General features: G+C 47.9%; 18 protein-coding genes. All 18 read right to left on the reverse strand.

What is annotated here, in order from left to right; genetic code table 11:
* Window positions 1–32: 32 nt before the first annotated feature.
* Window positions 33–1,727 (reverse strand): ABC transporter substrate-binding protein, encoded by a 1,695-nt coding sequence (locus tag HPL003_RS02915; RefSeq protein ID WP_014278153.1) that lies wholly within the window; start codon window positions 1,725–1,727, stop codon window positions 33–35.
* A 92-nt stretch (window positions 1,728–1,819) separates the two neighbouring features.
* Complete coding sequence (locus HPL003_RS02920; RefSeq protein WP_014278154.1) at window positions 1,820–2,722, reverse strand: carbohydrate ABC transporter permease; 903 nt, start codon at window positions 2,720–2,722, stop codon at window positions 1,820–1,822.
* Between the two features lie 14 nt (window positions 2,723–2,736).
* Window positions 2,737–3,750, reverse strand: coding sequence for an ABC transporter permease (locus HPL003_RS02925; RefSeq protein WP_014278155.1), 1,014 nt, complete (start codon window positions 3,748–3,750; stop codon window positions 2,737–2,739).
* A 365-nt stretch (window positions 3,751–4,115) separates the two neighbouring features.
* The gene (locus HPL003_RS02930) at window positions 4,116–4,901 is read right to left on the reverse strand and encodes an ABC transporter ATP-binding protein (RefSeq protein ID WP_014278156.1); all 786 of its coding nucleotides are present in this window, start codon (window positions 4,899–4,901) and stop codon (window positions 4,116–4,118) included.
* Between the two features lie 19 nt (window positions 4,902–4,920).
* Window positions 4,921–5,721, reverse strand: coding sequence for an ABC transporter ATP-binding protein (locus HPL003_RS02935; RefSeq protein WP_148267368.1), 801 nt, complete (start codon window positions 5,719–5,721; stop codon window positions 4,921–4,923).
* 1 nt (window position 5,722) lies between these two features.
* On the reverse strand, window positions 5,723–6,526 hold the full coding sequence (gene nikC, locus HPL003_RS02940) for a nickel transporter permease (RefSeq protein ID WP_014278158.1): 804 nt from the start codon (window positions 6,524–6,526) through the stop codon (window positions 5,723–5,725).
* On the reverse strand, window positions 6,523–7,464 hold the full coding sequence (gene nikB, locus HPL003_RS02945) for a nickel ABC transporter permease (protein WP_014278159.1): 942 nt from the start codon (window positions 7,462–7,464) through the stop codon (window positions 6,523–6,525). The genes nikC and nikB overlap by 4 nt, the downstream gene beginning before the upstream one ends.
* A complete protein-coding gene (gene nikA, locus HPL003_RS02950; protein ID WP_014278160.1) occupies window positions 7,461–8,972 on the reverse strand; it encodes a nickel ABC transporter substrate-binding protein in 1,512 nt (503 codons plus the stop codon). The genes nikB and nikA overlap by 4 nt, the downstream gene beginning before the upstream one ends.
* A gap of 207 nt (window positions 8,973–9,179) precedes the next feature.
* On the reverse strand, window positions 9,180–9,596 hold the full coding sequence (locus tag HPL003_RS02955; RefSeq protein WP_014278161.1) for a cupredoxin domain-containing protein: 417 nt from the start codon (window positions 9,594–9,596) through the stop codon (window positions 9,180–9,182).
* A gap of 133 nt (window positions 9,597–9,729) precedes the next feature.
* On the reverse strand, window positions 9,730–10,389 hold the full coding sequence (locus tag HPL003_RS02960; protein WP_014278162.1) for a response regulator: 660 nt from the start codon (window positions 10,387–10,389) through the stop codon (window positions 9,730–9,732).
* Entirely contained in the window at window positions 10,386–11,225 is an 840-nt protein-coding gene (locus HPL003_RS02965) for a sensor histidine kinase (protein ID WP_014278163.1), read from the reverse strand. The genes HPL003_RS02960 and HPL003_RS02965 overlap by 4 nt, the downstream gene beginning before the upstream one ends.
* Before the next feature lie 217 nt (window positions 11,226–11,442).
* Window positions 11,443–13,263, reverse strand: coding sequence for a thiol reductant ABC exporter subunit CydC (gene cydC / locus HPL003_RS02970; RefSeq protein WP_014278164.1), 1,821 nt, complete (start codon window positions 13,261–13,263; stop codon window positions 11,443–11,445).
* Window positions 13,244–15,043: a thiol reductant ABC exporter subunit CydD gene (gene cydD / locus HPL003_RS02975; RefSeq protein ID WP_014278165.1), complete on the reverse strand. Its 1,800-nt coding sequence runs from the start codon at window positions 15,041–15,043 to the stop codon at window positions 13,244–13,246. The genes cydC and cydD overlap by 20 nt, the downstream gene beginning before the upstream one ends.
* Window positions 15,043–16,056 carry a cytochrome d ubiquinol oxidase subunit II gene (cydB, locus tag HPL003_RS02980; RefSeq protein ID WP_014278166.1) on the reverse strand — a complete coding sequence of 338 codons (1,014 nt, stop codon included), beginning with the start codon at window positions 16,054–16,056 and terminating at the stop codon, window positions 15,043–15,045. Before cydB ends, cydD begins: the two co-directional genes overlap by 1 nt.
* On the reverse strand, window positions 16,043–17,449 hold the full coding sequence (locus HPL003_RS02985; protein WP_014278167.1) for a cytochrome ubiquinol oxidase subunit I: 1,407 nt from the start codon (window positions 17,447–17,449) through the stop codon (window positions 16,043–16,045). Before HPL003_RS02985 ends, cydB begins: the two co-directional genes overlap by 14 nt.
* Before the next feature lie 407 nt (window positions 17,450–17,856).
* Window positions 17,857–19,497 (reverse strand): response regulator transcription factor, encoded by a 1,641-nt coding sequence (locus HPL003_RS02990; protein ID WP_014278168.1) that lies wholly within the window; start codon window positions 19,495–19,497, stop codon window positions 17,857–17,859.
* A complete protein-coding gene (locus tag HPL003_RS02995) occupies window positions 19,490–21,280 on the reverse strand; it encodes a sensor histidine kinase (protein ID WP_043922289.1) in 1,791 nt (596 codons plus the stop codon). Before HPL003_RS02995 ends, HPL003_RS02990 begins: the two co-directional genes overlap by 8 nt.
* 162 nt (window positions 21,281–21,442) lie before the next feature.
* On the reverse strand, window positions 21,443–22,024 hold the full coding sequence (gene def / locus HPL003_RS03000; RefSeq protein ID WP_043922290.1) for a peptide deformylase: 582 nt from the start codon (window positions 22,022–22,024) through the stop codon (window positions 21,443–21,445).
* Window positions 22,025–22,192: the final 168 nt, after the last annotated feature.

Below are 22,192 nucleotides of genomic sequence, written 5' to 3' on the forward strand. Positions count from 1 at the left end.
ATCATTTTGTTGCGCCTCGTTAAGTCAGCTCGCTATTTAGAAGCCTTGCCGCTCCATAACTCCACTCTGTCCTTGACCAGTTGCGTGTATTGCTGTTCCATTTGTACAGCGCCAGCCGCATCCAGCTCTTTCAGCATGTTGTCGTACACGGTGTCAAAATTGGAGGCTGGTGCCAAAATAGCTTCCGGTATACGCTTGCGGATAATGTCCGTTGTTTTTTTGAACGTAACGTTATAATTGGATTCATTGTCTGTCGTCAGGTTATAGGCTGCGCCCCATGGCTTCACATCAAATTCCTTTTCGCTTGGAAACAGTTCCTTCCACGTCTTTACGTCATACGCCTTGAGCGACTCCTTTTCCGGATCTGAATAGGCTGCGATAATTTGTTCCGGAAATTTGGTAGTATAGTAGTTCCCCGTAGCGTCCTTCACGCCATCACCGTAGTGTCCACTGATCAACGTGTACAGCTCCAGCCCGGTTGTTTTGTTGAAGCTGGTGGCATTGTTCGTTTTTTGTTCCAGCACATCAGCCGGAATGACGCGTTTGCCATCCTTGATCTCATATTGCTTTCCTTCGATTCCCCAGTTCACCAGCACCTGTCCTTCATCGGAAGCCAGATAATCAAGGAACTTAATGGCCCGCACCGGGTCCTTGCAACTCTCGGTAATGCCTACACCGTAACCGGACATAAAGCCTGCATCCTGAAAGGAATGATCCTTATATTCCTCCGAAAGTGTAACTGGAAAATGCGCATAGCTGGCATCCGCCTTGCCTGACGTTTTTAACGCATTTTCAGCTTCCAGATAGCCCCACTCCTGGTCAATCAGACCGAGGACACGGCCGCTGGCAATTTTGGATTTGTATTGGTCACTTTTTTGCACAAATGAATCCTTATCCAGCAACCCTTCATTGTACATGTGGTTCAACCATCGGAAATACTCCTTTTCCTCTGGACGCTTGTAATGAAGCTTGGATTCAAACGTCTTGGGATCAATAAAATATTCGCCATCGTCCGCCGCTCCGGTCGTCTGAAAGGCAGGATTCGTGACGGTAATCATGATTCTCCAGTCGTCTGCATCCAGCGTAAGGGGAATGGTCTTTTTGCCGTCAATGGTCGGATGCTTGGCTACATAGGTTTTGAGTACGTTTTCATAATCCTGTAATGTTTTTACTTTTGGATATCCCAGTTCCTTAAGTACTCTGTGCTGGATTTCAAATCCACCCGTCGCATCAAAGTTCTTCTGCCCCACACCTGCATACGTAGGGATGACATAGATGGCCTGATCCTTGTTGCTGTATTTCAGCCGATCCATATAGGGACCGTACAACTTTTTGAGATTTGGAGCGTGCTCGTTGATTAGATCGGTTAGATCAATCATAGCACCAGCATCCACCAGCTTGCTGACATTTGCTTTGGCAGACACCAGATCCGGGTACTCTCCACTCGCTGCCATCAAAGCAATGCGATCATTCCCGCCCCCGCCGCTGACATCAAATTCAGCATTCAGGGTTACACCTGTTTTTTTCGTAATTTCCTTGCCTATTTCATCCTTCATTCCGTTCCATAGTGGGCTTGGGTCGGCTCCAAAGAAGCTGAACGTAATCGGGTCGGCTCCGCTGGATGAGCCTTCTTTGGCTGCATTTTGGCTCCCGCCACAGCCTGCCAGTGCAGTAAGTGACACCGCGAGCAGGGGGATGAGTGCAAATCTGGACCAATACTTTTTCATAAACAAAACCTCCTATATTCTTATGATGACGTAGCCTACACATAACTGTTGCTTGAACGCCTGAAAGCCCGGCTTTTATAATTTTCATCGCATTATGATTTCACCGCACCCAGTGTCATGCCGCCTACAAAATACTTTTGCAGGAACGGATACACGAGCAGGATGGGGAGCGTGACCGTAATCGTAATCGCCATTTTGATCGACTCTGGCGAAATTTGTGCCATTTGCTTGGCCATATCATTGCTGTTTGTCATGCTGGAGCCGCCTTGCTGTGTACTTTGCAGTACCTTCATCAACTCATATTGCAGCGTCGTCCATTGCGAGGCTGTTCCGTTGTACAAATACGTATCAAACCACGCATTCCATTGATTTACCGCCAAAAAAAGAGCAATAGTCGCCAGCACAGGCTTGCACAGCGGCAAAATAATTCTCCAGTAAATTGTAAAATCATTCGCCCCATCCAGTTTGGCGGATTCCTGCAACGCATACGGCAAACCGTCCATAAAGGAACGAATGACAAATACGTTAAACGCACTAATCAGACCGGGAAAAATATACACCCAGAACGAACCCAGCAAATGCAGATCACGCATCAAAATGAACACAGGCACCATCCCGCCGGAAAAATACATCGTTAACGCCAAAAACGTGGAAATGAATTTGCGGGCGCGGAAATCGACCCGACTCAGTGTAAATGCAAGCATGGATGCACAGATGAGTCCCAGCACTGTCCCGACTACTGTACGTAATATCGATACCTGCAGCCCCTGAAGAAGACCATCATATTGGAAAATCGTTTTGTAATTTTCGAGTGTAAATTGGCGGGGCCATATATAAATGCCGCCACGAACCGTGTCCGTCGAATTGTTCAGGGAAATCGCAAGTACGTTTAGAAACGGATACAGCGTCACGATCACGATCAGAGCCATGAGGATATAGTTGAACAGATCAAACATCTTTTCAGACCGGGTCGCGTTAAAAGCCTTTGTCGTCATTTCGCCTCTCCCCCCTACATGATGCTTTCTTTGGTCAGTTTCTTGAATATGCCGTTGGCTGTAAACAACAGCAGGATGCTGACCAATGAGTTGAAAATACCAATCGCCGTCCCGTAAGAGAACCGCCCCAAATTAATCCCGTAATTCAGCGCGTACAGATCCAGTACCTCGGAATAATCCGTCACCAGACTGTTGCCGAGCAGGAACTGCTTTTCAAAGCCGTTGCTCACCAGATGCCCAATCGCCATAATAAACAGAACAGCAATGGTCGACCGGATACCCGGCAGCGTAATATGCCACATCTGTCTCCAGCGGCTCGCCCCATCTACGCGTGAAGCTTCATATTGCTCTTGGTCAATTCCGGTGATGGCGGCTAAATAAATGATCGTATTCCAGCCTGTCTCTTTCCATATATCGGAAGCGGTTACAATATACCAGAACCAACTTCCCTTTGCCATGAACTGAATCGGCTCATCCACAATATGAAGCGCTATCAATATATCGTTGACGACACCTCCGTCAATGGATAGCATCTTTGTGACCAATCCGGCGACTACCACCCAGGATACAAAATGCGGAAGATAGGATACCGTCTGCACGAATCGCTTGAACAGCATCCCCCGCAGCTCATTTAGCAGAATTGCAAAAAAAATCGGTACAACAAAACCAAAGATAATGCCCATCAGGCTCATCGCCAGCGTATTGCGTAATACCAGATAAAATCGTTCATCCTGAAAAAGCTCAATAAAGTTGTCGAGCCCCACCCATTTCTGATCCAAAAAGGATTTGGCCGGCTTATAATTTTGAAACGCCATCGTCCAGCCCCACAGCGGAAGATAACTGAAAATAAACACCCATATGACGAAAGGAATGGACATAAAATAAAGGTACTTTTGTTGCTTTACACTGTCCCACAAGCCTTTTTCTCCATGCCCGCGCTTCGGTCTGCGAGCCTTACGCGGTCTGCCCCGGTTAGATTCGGGAATCGCAGTACCAGCATTGGAAGCGGTTTCAATTGAAGATTCCATAGCAAGCTCCTCCTCGTATGTAGTTACTATTATCATACTGTGCTGGATCAGAAGCTGATACCCGACGAATTAGGAGAAAAATCAGTTCAAAATTAGATATATGGGGGGTGGAGTTGAAAAATTACGTTCGTGCCACTACGCATGCGGATGGTGCTTCCCATCGCTGTTGCCCCCGGATTTCTTGAATAAGCACATAACGGTAGAAATCCGGGGACAAAGGCGACCGCTTCGCTTGTACAGCACTATTCCGCCTGCTCCGTTTCAATGTGAATTTCTCAATTTAAAATTACAGAATACAAAAAGACCAGCATTCTAAGCTGGTCAGAGGTAAAGGGTAATACAATTCTCTAAGTATGTTCAAACCCTTAATCATATTCTGCAACTAATTGGCGGGTATACAGATGTCTGTCGGGAGCAAATAATTCCTCCTTTACAAACTCATCCACCAAACGGCCTTCGTGCATGACTAACACCCGGTCACACATATATTGCACTACAGGTAGGTCATGGGAAATAAACAGATACGAAAATCCCAGCCTCCCCTGCAACTCCTTGAGCAAGTTTAGCATTTCTGACTGAATTAAGGTATCCAGACTGGAGGTTGGCTCATCCATAATAATGAGTGCCGGCTCCACGCTGATGGCTCTTGCCATGCAAAGCCGTTGCTTTTGTCCACCACTGATTTCATGGGGGTATCTATCCAGCAATTCAGGTGACAGGCCCACATATCCCAGCAGTTTCCCTGCTATTTCTCTTCTGTCTGGACCACAGTCCTTCAAAAAAGACGGGACCTTTTGTTCCAGTTGATCCAATGGCTCCATGACGGATTCCAGTAAACGGAACCGTGGATTCAGCGCTGCAGACGAGTTCTGGAATACAGCCTGCATCTGTCCTTTATAACGTTTTAACGATTTTCGGTTGCCTGCTTGAACGGGAGCTCCCTGAAACCATATCGTTCCTGTATCTACACCTTGCATAAGCATGATGCAGCGTGCTAATGTGCTTTTTCCACTACCGCTTTCTCCGATCAGACCCACACATTCACCCGCTCGAATCGTTAGAGATACCCCGCCAAGCACTTGTCCCTTTTTGCGGTAAGATTGATGAATATCCTGCACGACTAAAAGTTCAGGTACAAGTTTCTGGTTCATAAAGATTTTACCGTCCTCTCTATATGGACTCATGCACGGATTTCATGGATGGGCGCAAGGATGGAATAGCTTCAATCAGCCTTCGGGTGTAGGGCTGTTTTGGGTCGTCCAACAATGGCAATGTGCGCCCCGTTTCCATAAGCTGGCCTTCTCGCATCACGGTGACTTGATCGGCGTAGCGCTTGACGTTTCTCAGGTCATGCGAGATGAACAAAATGCCGCATTGGGTGCGTTCTTTTAGCTCTGAAATGATGCGTAAAATTTCGTTGGCATTCGTCTGATCCAATGCTGTCGTAGGCTCGTCCATAATCAGCAGCTTGGGTTCCAGCATCATGGCTACCGCAAGCGAGGCCCTTTGCAATTGCCCCCCGCTGAGCTGAAACGGATAACGGTTGTATGTTTCTTTGGATAACCGAACGTGTTCAAGGACCTGCTCAATGCGCTTTTTTCGACTTTTGCGTTCCAACACATGATGTGCTTTTAACGTTTCGTCCATTTGTCTGCCTATGGTGATAAACGGAGTAAACATGCTGGCATAGTCCTGAAAAACATAAGCGATTTCCTTCCCGCGAAGGCGTTCTCTTTCTCTCTTGGACAGGGTAAGTAACGGGCTTCCGCACCATTCGATCTTACCAGATTCTACCCAAACCGTTGCAGGAAGCAGATCGCCAATCGACAGCGAGGTCATACTTTTTCCACTACCGCTTTCACCAACCAGCGCATGGCACTGTCCCGCGCTAATGGATATATGAAGATCACGCACAATCAAGCCTTGCTCGGACTTCAAATGCAGTCCGGTTATTTCCAGAATGTTCATCATTTCATTTCCCCCGCGGTAGAAGTTCCAGACGATCCCGTAGCCGATCTCCAATCAGATTGGATAAAAGAACGAACAGCACAATTGCTACTCCCGGAATGACCATCGCCAGCGGAGAACTGTGAAAATAGGCTCGTCCCTCATTCAGCATCGCTCCCCATTCGGGAGTAGGCGGCTGTAATCCGAGTCCGATATAGGATAGAGCCGCAATCATTAAAATGATTTTCCCCAAATCGAGTGTGGCTACAACCACAATTTCTCTGAAAGCAGCGGGCAGCAAATGCCGGATGACCAATCGAATCGTCGGCACCCCGCTCAAGCGGGCACTGTAGATATAATCTTTCTCTTTTTCAGCCATTAGGCTGCTTCTCACCAGACGAGCGTAAGCCACCCATTTCACCGATACAATCGCAATCATCAGGTTGACGACACCCGGCCCGAGCAAACCCGTCAGTACGATGGCAATCATGTAATCAGGAAAAGCCAAAAAGGAATCCGACACCCGCATGAACAATCGGTCTATCCCTTTGCCGACATACCCTGCGAGTACCCCGGCTGGAATGCCGATGCTCAGAGAGAGAATAAGAATCAACAAACTCGTGCCAATCGTATTTCTGCCCCCGTATACCAACCGCGACAGCAAATCTCTGCCCAAACCATCCGTACCCAGCCAATGCTCGCCGCTTGGGGATTGAAGTCTCCGAGTGAGTGAAACGAGCAACGGATCATTTTTCATAAACTCAGGCAGGATGAACATTGCAACTATTCCACCGATCAACAACAATAAAAGAAGTCGGGATTTACTCAATGTCCTCCCTCCTTCAAGCGGATTTCAGGGTTCACGTATCCTACGATTACATCCGTCATCACGTGAAGCAGCATAATGACAGCACCCATAAATAAAATGTATCCCTGAATCATTGGGTAATCCCGGTTATGAATAGCTTCTACAATAAACTTTCCCAGCCCCGGATAGGCGAATATCGTTTCTATCACGACACTTCCCCCCAGCAAGCTTCCCACACTGATGCCAAACATGGTCACTACTGGAGTCAAGCTATGACGACACGCATGCAACCAAAAAATACGCTGCCTTCCAATCCCTCTGGACCTTGCACCCAGAATAAAATCCTGACTCAAGCTGTTTAACAGGCTGGAACGAATAAGCCGTACATATACCGCAGCCATCGTCAGTCCCAGTGTCAGCGAGGGAAGCACCAGATGCATAAAAGTACCGTTCCCCATGGCTGGAAAAATCGACCATCGCACCGAAAATCCCTCAATAAGTAAAAGCCCTAGCCAAAAGCTGGGGATCGATGCTCCCAGGATCGCGAGCACCCGGCTGACTCGATCAATCCACTTCTTGGGATATAAAGCTGAACATGCACCCAACGGTACCGCAACTCCAATCAACACCACAATGGAGGTAAAGGTCAGGAGAAGCGTCGCCGGCATCCTCGTCCATATTTCTTCTATGACCGGACGATGTGTCATGTAGGAAGTTCCCAAATCCAAACGAATGAATTTCGAGAGCCATTCCCCATATTGCACGATAACCGGCTCATTCAGCCCCATGATCTCCCTTTGGATTTCCACTTGCTCGTTCGTAACCGCCACATCATCCACACGCAGCAGTTGTCTCACCGCGTCTCCTGGAGCAAGCTTGATTCCCGCGAAGCTGATGAGTGACAGAAGAAAAATAAACAGGAAAAACTCGATCAGCCTTTTCCCAAGCCTTTGAATCATTTTGCTTCAACATCCAACTGGTTGGTGAGCATGTAATATTCGCTTTTGCTAGTTACCCAGTTTTTTACACTGTCTTTATAAACAACCAGCGTGTTCGGATGCACCAGATAGGAGTAGTACGTCTGCTCATTAATTCGCGTGAGCGCCTGAGATATCAGTTCATTCCGTTTTGCTGTATCTACGGTTTGATCTAACTGGTAAATCCATTTATTTAACGACTCATCGTTTATTTTCCCATAATTCAGCGTTCCATCTGGTAAAAACGATACATTCAAAAAGTAACTGGCATCACCTCGAGGCGCAATCAACGGACTGTACATACCGAGATCCCAAGTCGTATCGTTCATCAAATAGTCTTCGTAATTTTCAACCTGCTCCATTTGCAGTGTAATGCCCAATTGCTTGGCTTCCGATTGCAAAGCTTGTGAGAAGATGGGGAACTCGGCTCTGGATGCGTAAGTGACCAGTTTTAGGGTTAACGACTTCCCGTTTTGCGTTACTTTTCCATTTTCCACCTGAAATCCGGCTTCCTTAAACCACTTGAGCGCTTCTTCAGCCCCGGTTTTGCGGGTTGGATATTCCGGTACAAACGGAAAATCCGGTAAAAATGGACCTCGCGCCACTGTAGCCTGTCCGCCCATAATAGCGTCCTTCAGCTCCTCACGGTTAACCAAAGCATCAAATGCCTTACGCAAATTCGCATTTTGGAACAAAGGCTTTTTCGTGTTAAAAATCAACTCATGTGTACGCAAGCTAACCACTGAATCCAGCTTGAGCTGATTGTCTTGCTTCATTTTGTCCATGCTTTCAACAGGCGGGCGATAGACGATATCTGCGTCACCGGACAAAATAGCGGATAAACGTGCATTCGCATCCTCATTAAAGGCAAACACCGCCCGTTCCAGCTTGGCTGCCCCACTCCAATATCCATCATAGCGGGTAAGCTTTAAGGATGTGCCTGCGGTAAAGGAATCCACTTGGAAAGGCCCGGTACCCATTGGTTTTTTATCCGGATCAGTTGCTTCCGTGTCCAGAATGGCTGTGTTGGGATGAACCAGTTCGGATGGGAACTGAGGGAATGGTTCTTCCGTCACCACATGCAGCGTTTGCCCGGAGGCTTTTATGGATTTAATTCGCAATACCTGCTTAACCCCCGGATTCAGCTCTATTGAGCGTTCCAGCGATTGCTTAACTGTCTCTGCCGTCAGTTTTTTTCCGTTTTGGAAGGTGACACCGTCACGAATCTGGAACTCCCAATTTTGCCCGTCTTTGCTCGACCATTGGGTAGCCAGCCACGGCTGGATTTTTACGTTCTCGTCCAGCTTAACAAGCGTTTCCACAACTCCGGCTCTTAACGGCGTGTAATCCAGACTAGGATCAATAGTCTGACTAGCAAAGTTAAACAGGAAGGTTAGTTCTTTCTTTGGCTGCTGTGTTGCTTGTGTGGAACTCATTTGTGGGCTGGAGCAAGCAGCTAGTACAGCTATGATCAAAAGCATACATACCATTGGGATGAATCTTCTTTTTTTCATATTTCCCCTTCATTTCTCTATCGTTTCCTTTCATCATACCTTCCTTTTTCTTGTCATGACCTGACCCACATGAGCTATATCAGCCTACTAACCTTGAACATTTTATGACTTTTATCATAAGTGCCTTGTATTAAGGCAAAAAATAGCCTCCCCGCACAAATGTGTTGGAAGGCTATTATTGATTTATTTTACCGTGATCGTCCCATAGTACATGTACATACCGCAATTATACTCATATACACCCGGTTTCAAGTCTTTGACGGTAAAATAGTTATTTTCGTGGTCCATAAAGACGTCCATTCCAAGTTTCAACGATTGTACTTCATCTATGCAAGTAAAGGATGTCGATCTCTTAAAATTAATTTTAGTCGGGACATCAGCTTTTATTTCAATATTTTTAGGATAAAAGCCGTCTCCCTCTACATTTACCGTAGCAATTTCATACTTGGCTTTGTCCGGCTCTTCTTGAACGGTTTTAGGTTGACTGGCCGGAAACGACGACACGTTCCCTTGGAAATAAAACAAGACAAAACCGCCCACGATCAGCGCTACACTCCCAATGAGCATCAAGTGCCAATTTTTAGAGATGAATGTTTTCATTCAGATCAGTCCCCTCCAGTTGATCGTTCACGTGTAACACATCAACTCTAACCAGTATATAAAAGTTAATCAAAATTTAAAATACCTCATTCGAGCTATATTTGAACTAATAGTGTCAAAAAAACAAAAAGGCTTATGGTCTGAATTTAGGATCATCAGGAACAAGCCCCATTTCCAATGCATATCTCGTCAGTTGTACACGGTTCTGAACATGCAGCTTCTGCAAAATATTTTTCAAATGGTTTTTTACCGTATACTCGGAAATACCGTATTTTTCGGCGATTTCCTTGTTCGTCCACCCTGCCGCCACCCCATATAAAATATCCTGCTCTCTTGAGGTAAGGCGGACCTGCGGTTCCTTTTTCACCGATATGGTGACGTCTTTCAAGATTTGAAAAGCCAGTTCCCGACTCAGCGGCGCTTCCTCATTCACAATAGAATGCAGGTATTCCAGCCATGTGGAGGGCGCTATATTTTTTAACAGGTAGCCTTGGGCACCCCGTTTCAAAGCCTCAAGTAGATGAATCATGTCATCCGACACGGTAATCATCACTATTTTGACATATGGAAACATGAGCTTAATCCGCTGAGTAGCCTCCAGCCCGTCCATTCCTGGCATCGAAATATCCATCAGGATCAAATCTGGAAGCCATTGCTCGGTAAACTCAATTGCTTTTTCGCCATTGTCCACCATCCCGATGATTTCAAAGCTTTGATCCATGGACAATATTTCACAGATCGCCTCGCGAGCATGAGCAGAATCGTCTACAACCAGTACACGGGTATGCGTCATTTATGTTCTCCCTCTTTGGTTATTTCCACCGTGGTATACGAAGAATCCGACAGAAGTTGCAACGTCCAGCTCATATCTTTCGCTCTTTCCTTCATGATATTTAAGCCGTATCGGTCCTTAAACCGAAAAGGATCGGTCGTAAAACCTTTGCCATTATCCTTGACGATAACTTTCCAATGATCGTGGTCACCTTCTCCAATAATCCAGCCTTTGGAAGCCCCTGCGTGCTTTTCAATATTGACAACTGCCTCACGAATGCAGGCCAGAAGCTCTACTTTCTCTTTTGGAGTCAGCGCATCGTCAGGAATGGTCCACCGAATATCTACGTTCACAGGAATTTCGTGAATCATTTGTTGCACCTTATAGTCCATGGATTCGTTGGTTGACTGTGTCTCATCGATGGTCGGATCAAATCTTAAATTGGCAATCGCCTGACGAACATAACGGTTCACTTCGTGGACGGTCTTTCTGACTTTATAAATATCCTGACGATACTGCTCCTGATCGCCGTTGTGCTCCAGCCGGTCCATTTTGACGGACAATAAAAAAAGGGATTGGGCAATCCCATCATGCAGCTCCTTGGCAAGATCCTCTCTGGCTTCAAGGGCTGCTTTGGCCGCTCGTTCGTGTTGCAGCTCCATCTGAATACGTTCCAGCATATGAAAAAGCTTGGTCAACAGTGTCACACTGACCAAATACAAGATGATCGGAGTTAGCCAGTTTCCCAGATCCATGGATATATAGGGGAGCAAGAACTGGTGTCTCACATATTCCCAGGCTCCAACCGTTAGTGTAGGTACAAATAGGATCATCCATTTAATTTGATTATACGTCATACGGGCCTCCTTGCAGCAGCACGAAACTTGCACTAACCGCGCAGATCAGTGATCCAAAGCGTTCCGAGTGTCTTTATGCCTCCCAAGCATAACTTTTTTGCTGATTCGGAACAAGATCAATCCTACAGCGGATAGAGAAGGAAAAGAGCCGACATATCCCCATGCCGACTCCAATGCTTATGTTCATTTTACCGAAGCTTGATCTTCTCTATTTCCTTTACAGACCGGGATGATCCAGCTCATACAGGTTGCGGTATCGGGGCTGCTCCTGCCAGAGCTGCTCGTGACTGCCTCGCATGGATATGCCGCCCTGCTCCATAAAGATCACCTCGTCCATATGCTCCATTCCGGTCAGATGATGTGTAATCCAGATGAGCGTTTTGCCCTCCAGTACACGAAACATCGTCTGCATCAGTTCCTGCTCTGTTAGCGGATCGAGTCCTACGGTTGGTTCATCCAGCAGGACAATTGGGTGATTCTGAAGCAAAATCCGCGCCAGCGCAATTCGCTGTCTTTCTCCACCGGAAAAGCGAAGGCCCGTTTCCTGCATCCGGGTGTCATAGCCATCTGGCAAAGAATCAATAAGCGTTCCCAGTCCCACCTGCTCAGTTACCGCACGAACCTCTTCCAGCGTAGCATCAGGCCGCGCCAACCGAATATTGTTCGCTACCGTTGTATCGAACAGATACGGTTGCTGGTTTAACACTGCAAACAGGCTGGAATACGCCCCGCCTGTATACACGGGGGCACCTGCGACAGTGACGCTCCCTTCATCCGGCTGCAATGCACCCTGAATCAGATTCAGCAGTGTGGACTTGCCCGCACCGCTACGACCAAGCAGTGCAATCTTGCCTCCTTGCAGCACACGCAGGGAAATGTCGCGCACGCTCCATTCTTGCGTTGCTGTATAGCGGTAGCTCACGTTGTTCAGCAGCAGCTCACCTGCGTTGCCCGATAACTGAGCGGTAACATGTTCCGCCTCTATTTCATCTATTTTGCCCCCTGCTGCTTGCTGCCCTGTATGCACAGAAGCCGAGGCCGAAAACGGTGCAGGTACGGCAGTTGCAGGTGTATGTTTTTCCGAATCATTCAACCGTCGTAGTGAATCTTGATACTCCGGTGCATGGACCACCGCTTCTCCAGCACGGACGAAGGCATCCAGCAATGGAAAAGCAACAAGCGCAAAGGATGCCAGCCATGTTGCCTCTATGCGGTTCTCCGCTACCAGCCCTCCAGCCCATACGGTCATCATCACAATTCCGCCACCTACGAAGCACTGTGCGATCCAATGAGAACGCCATTCGCCCCGCCGAAGTGAATTTTCCACTACAGCAGTCTTGTTTTGCCGTTGGGTGAAGGAAGCCAGAAAATGTCCAGTCCGACCGCTCAGCACCAAGTCACTCATGCCGAATAAAGCATCGGTTAGCTCCTGATAGGCTGTATTCCGTTCCTGCTTGAACGTTCGCCGTTCGGCGAGCGATTTCCACAGCGAGATGGCTGGGGCGATAAAAAGTAAAAATCCACAATACAGCGCCATCATCAGGGCAAAGGTTCCGTCCATCCATCCGAGTGCTGAAATCCCTAGCGCATAGATGAGCAACGCCGATATCGCGGGCAGAACCAGCTTCAAATATATGTTTTGAAGCTGCTCAATATCCTCGGCCAGCAAACTCAACAGATCCCCTGTGCGAAACTTGCTGCGAATCATAAGCGCTTGCGGTTCTACTGCCCGATACAGCCGTACCCGCATACGGGACACGAGACGCAGCGCGGCATCATGTCCCACCAGCCGTTCCAGATACTGAATGACCGCTTTACTAAAACCGAACGTTCGTACAAGCACAATCGGAACGTACACCATCAATATATTCTCCGGTTTTAAAGCTGAACGGGTAATCAGGTGACCGGACGTAAAGAGCAATGCGCCTGCACATCCAATCGCCAGAGCGCCCAAAAGCGCCGCAGCCAGAAAGGCCCAAAAATATTGTCTCAGATATAATACAAACCAGCCTTGACCGTTATTGTCCGTGGCTCTCATATCGTTCGTCCCCTCCTTCCGTCATTCCCGTCAGCAAACGGTAATATCCTCCCTTGTGGGCAACCAATTGCTTATGTGATCCTGCTTCCTCCAGACGACCTTGATTCATCACCCAGACACAGTCCATATCCGGCATCCAATGGAGTCGATGCGTCGCCAGAAACACTCTTTTGTGTTTAAAAACAGATAAAATCGTCTGTTTTAGCTCCCATTCCGTCTCGATATCCAAATGTGCAGTCGGCTCGTCCAGCAAAATCACCGGACGGTTGCTCAGCAAAGCACGCGCCAACGCAATCCGCTGTGCCTGCCCTCCACTCAGTGTCCGGCCCGCTTCACCAATCGGCTCATCCAATCCATTCGTAAGACTATCCACCAGCTCACGCAGTCCAACCGCGTTAATCGCCCATTCCACTTGTTCGTTGGATGCCTTCGGTTCATAAAACCGGATATTGTCCGCCAAGGAAGCGCTGAACAGGTACGGATGCTGCGGAATATAGGCAATATGTTGCTGCCATTCGGCCTTGGTATCACCAGCCAATGCCCATCCATTCACGTCCAGTTGGCCCGAGGTGGGATCAGCAAAGCCTCCGAGCAAGCTGAGCAGCGTTGTTTTACCTGCACCGCTGGCTCCGACGATGCCAATCATATTCATATGCGGCTCAACACTCGCGGATATGTGGTCAAGCCGTGCTGAACCGTCTTCATTGAGAAGGCATATATCCGATAGTCTGATCGTATCCTGCCCCGTGATATTTAGGGCATTGCCGTCACCCTTAGTATTGTCTGTGCTGCCACTCCCCGTAAGGATATCCACGGAATCTGTTTGCTGAGCCGCTTCATTCTCTGTACCGAGAATGGAGCGCATCGCCCCCCAAGCCTCCTTGCCATCCAGCGAGGCATGATAGTCCGATCCCAACTGGCGTACAGGCATAAAATATTCCGGGGCCAGAATAAGTACCGCAAGTGCCGCTTCTAATCCCACCGATCCGCTAATCAGGCGCAAGCCCAAGCCTACCGCCACAAAAGCGACCGACAGCATACTAAAAAAATCGAGAGCAAAAGAGGACAGGAACGCGACCCGCAGTGTACGCATCGTAGCCGTGCGGTACTGGTCGCTGACCTTTCCGACTGTTTCTCCGTGCTCCCGACTACAGCCCAAAAACCGAAGTGTCTGTAGGCCGCGCAACGAATCAGTGAAATGATGCGACAACAGACGATAGGAGCGCCACTGTTTATCTGCCTGCTTCCGCGCCGCCAAGCCCAGCAAAATAAAGAAACCAATCAGGATCGGCATCGTAGCTGTCAAAATCACACCTGAAATCACGTCCAATGTGAAAACAGACACAAGCACAAGTACCGTCACACACATCATGTCAATCATACGAGGAATGGACAGTTCCAAATACGTACGAAAACGATCCACTCCATCCAGCGCCAACGTCACCAGCTTGCCGCTGCCTTCCTTGGCAGCAAAAACAGGTCCTCGCTCAAACAAACGAGCAAGCAGACGCTCCCGCAAGGAAGCGCCTGATGCTTCGGCAAAGCGGCCTGCTGCCCGACGTTGCAGCCAGATCATCGTATGCCTCGCCGCAAAAGCCGCGAAAAACAACGCCAGTGACGGCCAAGCCATCACCAGCGGTTGTTTATCAAATAAAATCGTAACAGCCTTCGCCAAAAAGATCGCTTGCACAATCACAGCGGCCCCCTGGGCCAGGGAAAGGGCGGCCAGCAGCAGCATTACCGGCCGAATGCCCTTTAATCCAAACCATGCTCTATCCATTAGTATTCCAAATGATCCTTTTCACTGAGACGCTTATGGAAAACAAAGTAGCTCCACGCCTGATAAGCCAGCACAAAGGGTAAAAGCGTTGCTGCAACAATCGTCATGGCTTTCAGGGTGTAATGACTGGAGCTTGCATTATAAATCGTCAAATCAAATGCACTGTTGATCGAACTCACCATAAATCTCGGGAACAAGCCGACGAACAACGAAACGAATGTCAGCAAAATGATAGCTCCCGTCATCCCAAAGGCCCAGCCTTCGCGGCGTTGTTTCAGGAAATACCATGCCAGCACATAGGCGATGATCCCCACTGCAACTGCGGCGTACATATAAGGGCCGCGACGTACGAAAAAGTCTGTTGCAACATAAGTCCATACCACCATACCCGCCAGCAAAACACCTAATATCGGAAGGAATTTTGACGCAATCACACGAGCACGATCCCGTACTTCTCCAATCGTCCGCAGAGAAATAAACGTCAGCCCATGCATCAGGCACATCCCAACCACAGTCAGTCCAATCCATACGGTATATCCGTTAAACACATCGGAGAATCCGGCTTTCAAGTCCATGTTTTGCTGAATAGGTACACCCTTCACCAAAGCCGCAAATGCCATACCGAATAGCATCGGTGGCAGAAAGCTACCAAGCAGAATGCAGGCATCCCACGTCCCTGTCCACCATTTTCCTTCTGCCTTACCCCGGAACTCAAAGGAAACGCCGCGTAAAATCAAGCCAAGCAGAATAAGTACAAATACTAGATAATATCCGCTGAACATGGTCGCATACCAGTGCGGGAAAGCCGCGAACATCGCACCTGCTGCTGTGATCAACCATACTTCGTTAGCATCCCAGAATGGACCAATCGTATTGATCATCAAGCGTTTTTGCTGATCATTACGCGGCACCAGACCTGTAGCCATGCCCACGCCAAAATCGAAGCCCTCCAGGAAGAAGAAGCCGGTGAACAGCACAGCAATCAATAAGAACCACAAATCATTTAAAGACAATGGTGTCACCCCCTTGAGCAAATGGATCATGGATTACCGTTTCCTGATGTGATTCAATATCCGGACCTTTGCGAGCCGTACGGACGAACAGGAACGCCAGCACACCCGTTAAAATTAAATACAATGCGGTAAACGAGATCAGTGAGAACAGCACTTCCCCTGCCACAACGGTAGGCGAAACGGAATCTTTGGTTTGAAGTAAACCAAAGACAGTCCAAGGCTGACGCCCCACTTCTGTCATGATCCAACCCGCAGTATTTCCAATGAATGGAAGGGATATGCCGAGCATCATCAAACGGAAGAACCAACGATGCGAACCCTCCAATTTTTTACGGAATGTCAGATAAGCGCCGTACAAAGCAAGTACAATCATGGCACATCCGGTCGCAATCATAATGCGGAAGCTCCAAAATGTAGTACGTACTGGCGGAATATAATTGCCCGGGCCATAAGCTTTTTCATATTGTGCCTGAAGCTCATTCATCCCCAATACCGCGCCGGACAGCTTATTATAGGACAACAAACTCAGGAGATAAGGAAGCTTAAATTCAAAGCTGTTTTCCTTCTTTTCAGGGTCAATCCACGCCACAACCGTCCAAGGCGCCGGGTCGCCGCTGTTTTCCCACAGGGCTTCACTGGCAGCCATCTTCATTGGCTGTGTTTCCACCAAATATTGAGCCTGTCCGTGACCAAACATCGGAATCAGCATCGAACTAATCAATGCGACAATAATACTTACTTTGAAAGAAGGCTTGAAAAAGTCCAGATTCTTTTTGTGCATCAGCTTCCAGGCGCTTATACCCGCGACGAGAAAAGCTCCTGTCGCAATAGCCGCAAACAGTGTGTGAGGAAACTCCCACAACAGTTGCTCGTTCGTCAACAGAGCGAAAAAATCTTTCATTTCTGCGCGACCGTTATGAATCTCATATCCTACTGGACGCTGCATGAATGAATTGGCTGACAAGATCCACAGGGCGGACAGCATCGTACCGATGGATACCAGCCACATACAGGTTAAATGGACTGCTTTGGACAGGCGTTCCCAGCCGAATACCCACAATCCAATAAAGGTTGATTCCAGGAAAAAGGCAAGCAGTGCCTCAATCGCCAGCGGCGTACCGAACACATCACCGACAAAACGGGAGAAGTCAGACCAGTTCATCCCGAACTGGAACTCCTGCAAAATCCCGGTGACCACGCCTACTGCAAAGTTAATCAGCAAAAAAGTTCCCCAGAATTGAGCCATTTTTTTGTACAAATCATTTTTTTTGATTACATACATGGTCTCCATAATTGCCACCAACAACGACAATCCAATGGAGATCGGCACATAAACAAAGTGAAGAATCGTTGTGGTCGCAAACTGCAACCGTGCCAATTCTAATACGTCCATGATGTTATTCCTCCCTCTGCGCTTCTCTTAAGTATGAATGATAATAATTGGGCTCTGAATCCTTCTTTTATCCTTGTGATAGTATTCACATCATTACATATGGAACGATCACTTTTTATGAATGGCCCCCTCGGGCATCTTCAATACGGGATCTCATGATCGGGCTTCAGAATATCATCATTATATAGAATAGGTTTGAGTGAAATAGAATCGAAAGTGTGAACATCGTGTCAAAGTTGTGTCGTAATGATGGCAAATTTATGAAAACAGCTTTAATTCTCTAGTTAGTGTGACATTTGCGATTGATCTATTCAGATTTTTTTCAAGCAAAAAGCCTCTCTTCGTTCGGAGACTTTTGCTCCGACATCCACAAGAGAGACTTCATCCATTTAACCCACGGGAATCTATCAATCGCCATCCGTTCCTCTGTTCTTCTGAACCCGATTACGGTAGGAGGAAGGCGACATCCCCGCATATTTTTTGAATTTGCCGTGAAAATAGTCGGCATTGGCATATCCGACACGTCCTGCCACCTGATGCACCCTGATCCCCTGTGCAAGCAATTCCCTTGCCCGCTCGATCCTCACCTTGTCCAGATAGGCGTTAAAAGCTTCGCCCGTATGACTTTTGAACAATTTGCCCAAATAGCCGCTGTTGTAATTAAACATATCCGCCAACAGCTCCAAGCGCAAATTCTCATCATAATGACTATGAATGAAATCAATCAATTGTTTCATGATCGTTTCCTTACCACCTGAATCGGTCTGACCAATCCATTGCACCACATGCTCCACCGACCGATCCAACAGCTCTCCCAAGGTTGAATAGGCATATACATCCGTAATCAAGCGGGAATGCTCTTCCAGCACCGTACGGCTCTGTTCCTGTCCAGCCGCATACTTGTTCAGCGCCAAGGTAAATGTCTGTGCAAACGCCGCCTTGATTTCAGCCTCTGTACGATAGACCTGTGGAAATTGGACCTCCATTTCCTTCAATACACGTATTGCAGCTTCACGATTGGACATATCCAGCGCGTAGTACAGCTTCTCTGCATAACGCATGGGGTCTGAGGCTTTGTCCGTCGTTTCGCACATTCCCTCGTCCGAAGTTTCCAAATCGTGCAGGTCACTGGTAAGCATCACCCTTTCCGCCCGGAAAAGAAAAGTACGCTCCAGTAGACGCAGTGCCTGTTCAAAAGAACTCGGAATATCATGCAGTCTACCCACTGGATCGCCAGCAGCTACGTATATTTCCGTTGCCCACGGCTTTAGCGCCTGTCGCCAGGAAGCCAGCAGTGCAGCAGCATTTTCTTCTGTGTCGACCGTGGCGGGAAGTAGCAAGCCTGTATACATTCCGGCCTCGAATACAATCCCCCTGCCCTGCTCCCGGCACATTTCCGTCAACCGCAGCTTGGCTGCCGACTGTCGAGCTTGCCGGTCCCAGTCAGGTATCCGCAGATTCAGCAGTACGACCTGATAGCTTCCCCAATCCAAAGCGGGTGGCGCTGGATGCTGGCCAGGATGTTCAGCTTGCTTCGTTCCTCCGTGGAGAGGGGCGCTGTGTTCTAATGCACCATGATTAGCCCGATCTTCCTGAACCGGAAACAGCAGGATTTCGATCCAATCGCGCTCATGGGCAGGCGGGCTCCCCCACTTGCCGTCTTCTTTTTCGCTCTCAATGCTTCGCCGTACCCGTTTCAGCTCTGTCGTCATTTCTTCTTCGTCCACAGGCTTTAATAAATAACCATCTACGCCAAAACCCATCGCCTGCCGCGCATAATCAAAGTCCGCATATCCGCTTAAAATGAGAAAATGAAAAGGCTCACCGTTCATTTCGCGTATGCTTCGTATGACCTCCAGCCCGCTCATCCCCGGCATGCGTATATCAACAATGACCAACTCCGGCTGATGCTCCTTAAATTTATCCAATGCCTCGCGCCCGTTCCCTGCAGTATCTACAATATGAAAGCCGCAGTCTCTCCAATCAATAATGGAGGTCAATCCTTCACGAATCGCAGGCTCATCATCCACAATCATTGCTTTATACATTCGACTCCTCCTTCTTGGGTATTGAAAAGGTTACGGTTGTTCCTTCCTGCGGTACACTCTCCATGTGCAGACCATAATGTTCACCATACATCAGTGTCAGACGCTGGTGAACATTACGCAGACCAATACTGCTCCCTTCCAGCTCTTCCGTGCCTGTTATACGGTCCAGCAGACGGGCCAACTGTTCTGCCTCCATGCCAACTCCATCGTCGGCTACTTTTATTTGCAACTCGCGTAGCTCCATCGAAATATCGACTTTCACGGTAACCGGTTCTTCCTTGTTTTCTAGGCCATGAATAACTGCGTTCTCCACCAGCGGCTGTATAATTAATGGAGGAATGGACATTTCCTCAGCACTTTCTTCCAGATTGACTTCATAGATCAAACGATTTCCAAACCGGAACTGCTGAATTTGTAAATAGGATCGCACCATATCCAGTTCCTGACGCACTGTCGTTTTACCGCTTCCAATCTCCAGATTCCGCCGCATCAATCGGCCAAGCAAACGCACCGTCGTTGCAATCTCCGCCTCCCCGTTCAGATGTGCCTTCATTCGAATAGACTCCAGCGCATTAAACAGGAAGTGCGGGTTAATCTGGCTTGCCATCATTTTTAGCTTGATATCCTTTTGTGCTATTTCGAGCTTGTTGTTTTTCTCACTCGCTTCATAAACCTGCCCCATCAACTGGCGGATGCTGGCGACCATATAGTTGAAGCGGCGGGACAAGTCCCCGATTTCATCCATCCCCTCCACACTCGACACGACATGGAAATCCCCCGCAGCCACCTTACCCAGCTCATGGCTCAATCGCTGTAGCCGTTTGGTGATCAGCCAGGAAATCATCGTAATCAGAATCAAAGCCATGATCAGCACCGCAAGAACACACAATGCGCCGATCAAGCTGATTCGGTTCGCTCCCTGTACAATGTGTTCCGTCGAAAACACCGAAATAATCGTCAATCCGCTCACACTTGAGGCTGGCAGCAGCTCATCCACAATAATGTTCGAGGATTTCCCGTTTATTTTTGCTTCATATATCCCCTTACCCGCACCCTGAACATCAAAGCCCAAATGCAGATCCACCAATGTTTGACCCACGGACTGTGTATGGGTAGCCGCGACCACAATTCCATTGCGATCCACAATCAACGTCTCAAATGGCTCCTTGCTGAGCATATTGTTCAGCTCCGTCTGGCTCAGCGCAATCATCAGAACTCCCTTGGTATTGTATTCGGGAAAGGGAATTTGCCTCACCAGACTCAGCCGGTTTACCGGGTTGTCCTCTTTATCCTGAATATAAAACCAGTTAATCGCCGTCCCCTTCAAGGCCGTCTGGAACCACTTCTGCTGCTCAATGCCAGAGTCTATAGGGATAAATTCCAGATTATTAACAAGCGTGGGATTATACGAATAAAACCGAATGGTCGCAATCTCTCTATACTGCTGTACATACTCATTAAAGTCCTTGTATTGATGATACGCATTCATCAGCTCTACCATGCCCGAATAACGGCGATTCGCCATCTCCCTCAGCCTTTTATCGAACATCAGCCCATTTGAAATATCCGTGGGTACGCGCAGTAAATTGGCAGTTTGGCTCTTGATCTTTTCCACGTTGTTCACCGTTTGGGCAATCGCGCTGTCCAGAGCCTGCTCTCGCAAATAAAACGTGACACAGCCGCCCACCACCAGCACCGGGATCATGACAATCAGCACGTAGGAGAACAGTAGCTTATTTCGCATACGCATATTATTCATCAGATGTCGAACTCCACGATACATGCCATCCCCCCGTTAGATAAGCGCTTACATTAATATGTATTACTTACTCACCGCATCACGATATACATGATTTCAGTTTAAAGCTTCGCAACATCTATATCTATATTTTTTTGCAAAATAAAAATGTGGCGAACGGAGTCACCACACTTTACGGATCATGAACTATTCACGCACAAAAGGTTCGATATGCACACCCTGCGGCAGCTTTTGAGGATCGTCCGGGTTAATACGGTCATAGAACATGATGCCATCCAAATGGTCCATTTCGTGCTGTACCACAATCGCTGCATAGCCTTTGAAAGTCAGCAGTTCCTGCGTTCCGTCCGGCAAATTAGCCTTAATGCGAATTTTTTCATAACGCGGGACATATCCGGGTATGTAACGATCCACTGACAAGCAGCCTTCGCCCTGTTCCAAATAAATCATGGACGTCGAGTGGCTGACCAGCTTGGGATTAAACAATGCATACTCGACCGTTTTGTCTCCATCCTGATAATAGATCGCACACATTCTTTTGTTCAGACCTACCTGGTTGGCTGATAATCCCACACCCGGGCGCAGATCATAACGGGTTGCCAGCTCTTCATTTTGACTATTTTTCAGATAATCCATCATCCACCGCATCTGTTGAAGTTCCTCTTCACGCAGCGGCAGGCATACCGGATCAACCTTCGTACGCAAAATCGGTTCCCCTTCGCGCACGATATCCTTCGTGAGAAGCATGTCCATCGGTAGATTGCTCATTCGTCAGCCTCGATTCTACTGCAAGTTTTATCCCATAAATTATATCTATTCATGAAATGAATTGTCAAAATAAAGCGGTATATGGAGGATGACCCCGGATCTTCTGGTTATAAGAAAACGCGTGTTCTGTATTCAAGACGCAAAAAAGGCTCTGCCAGCATAAAACCA

The organism is Paenibacillus terrae HPL-003, from assembly GCF_000235585.1.
GTDB classification, from domain to species: domain Bacteria; phylum Bacillota; class Bacilli; order Paenibacillales; family Paenibacillaceae; genus Paenibacillus; species Paenibacillus terrae_B.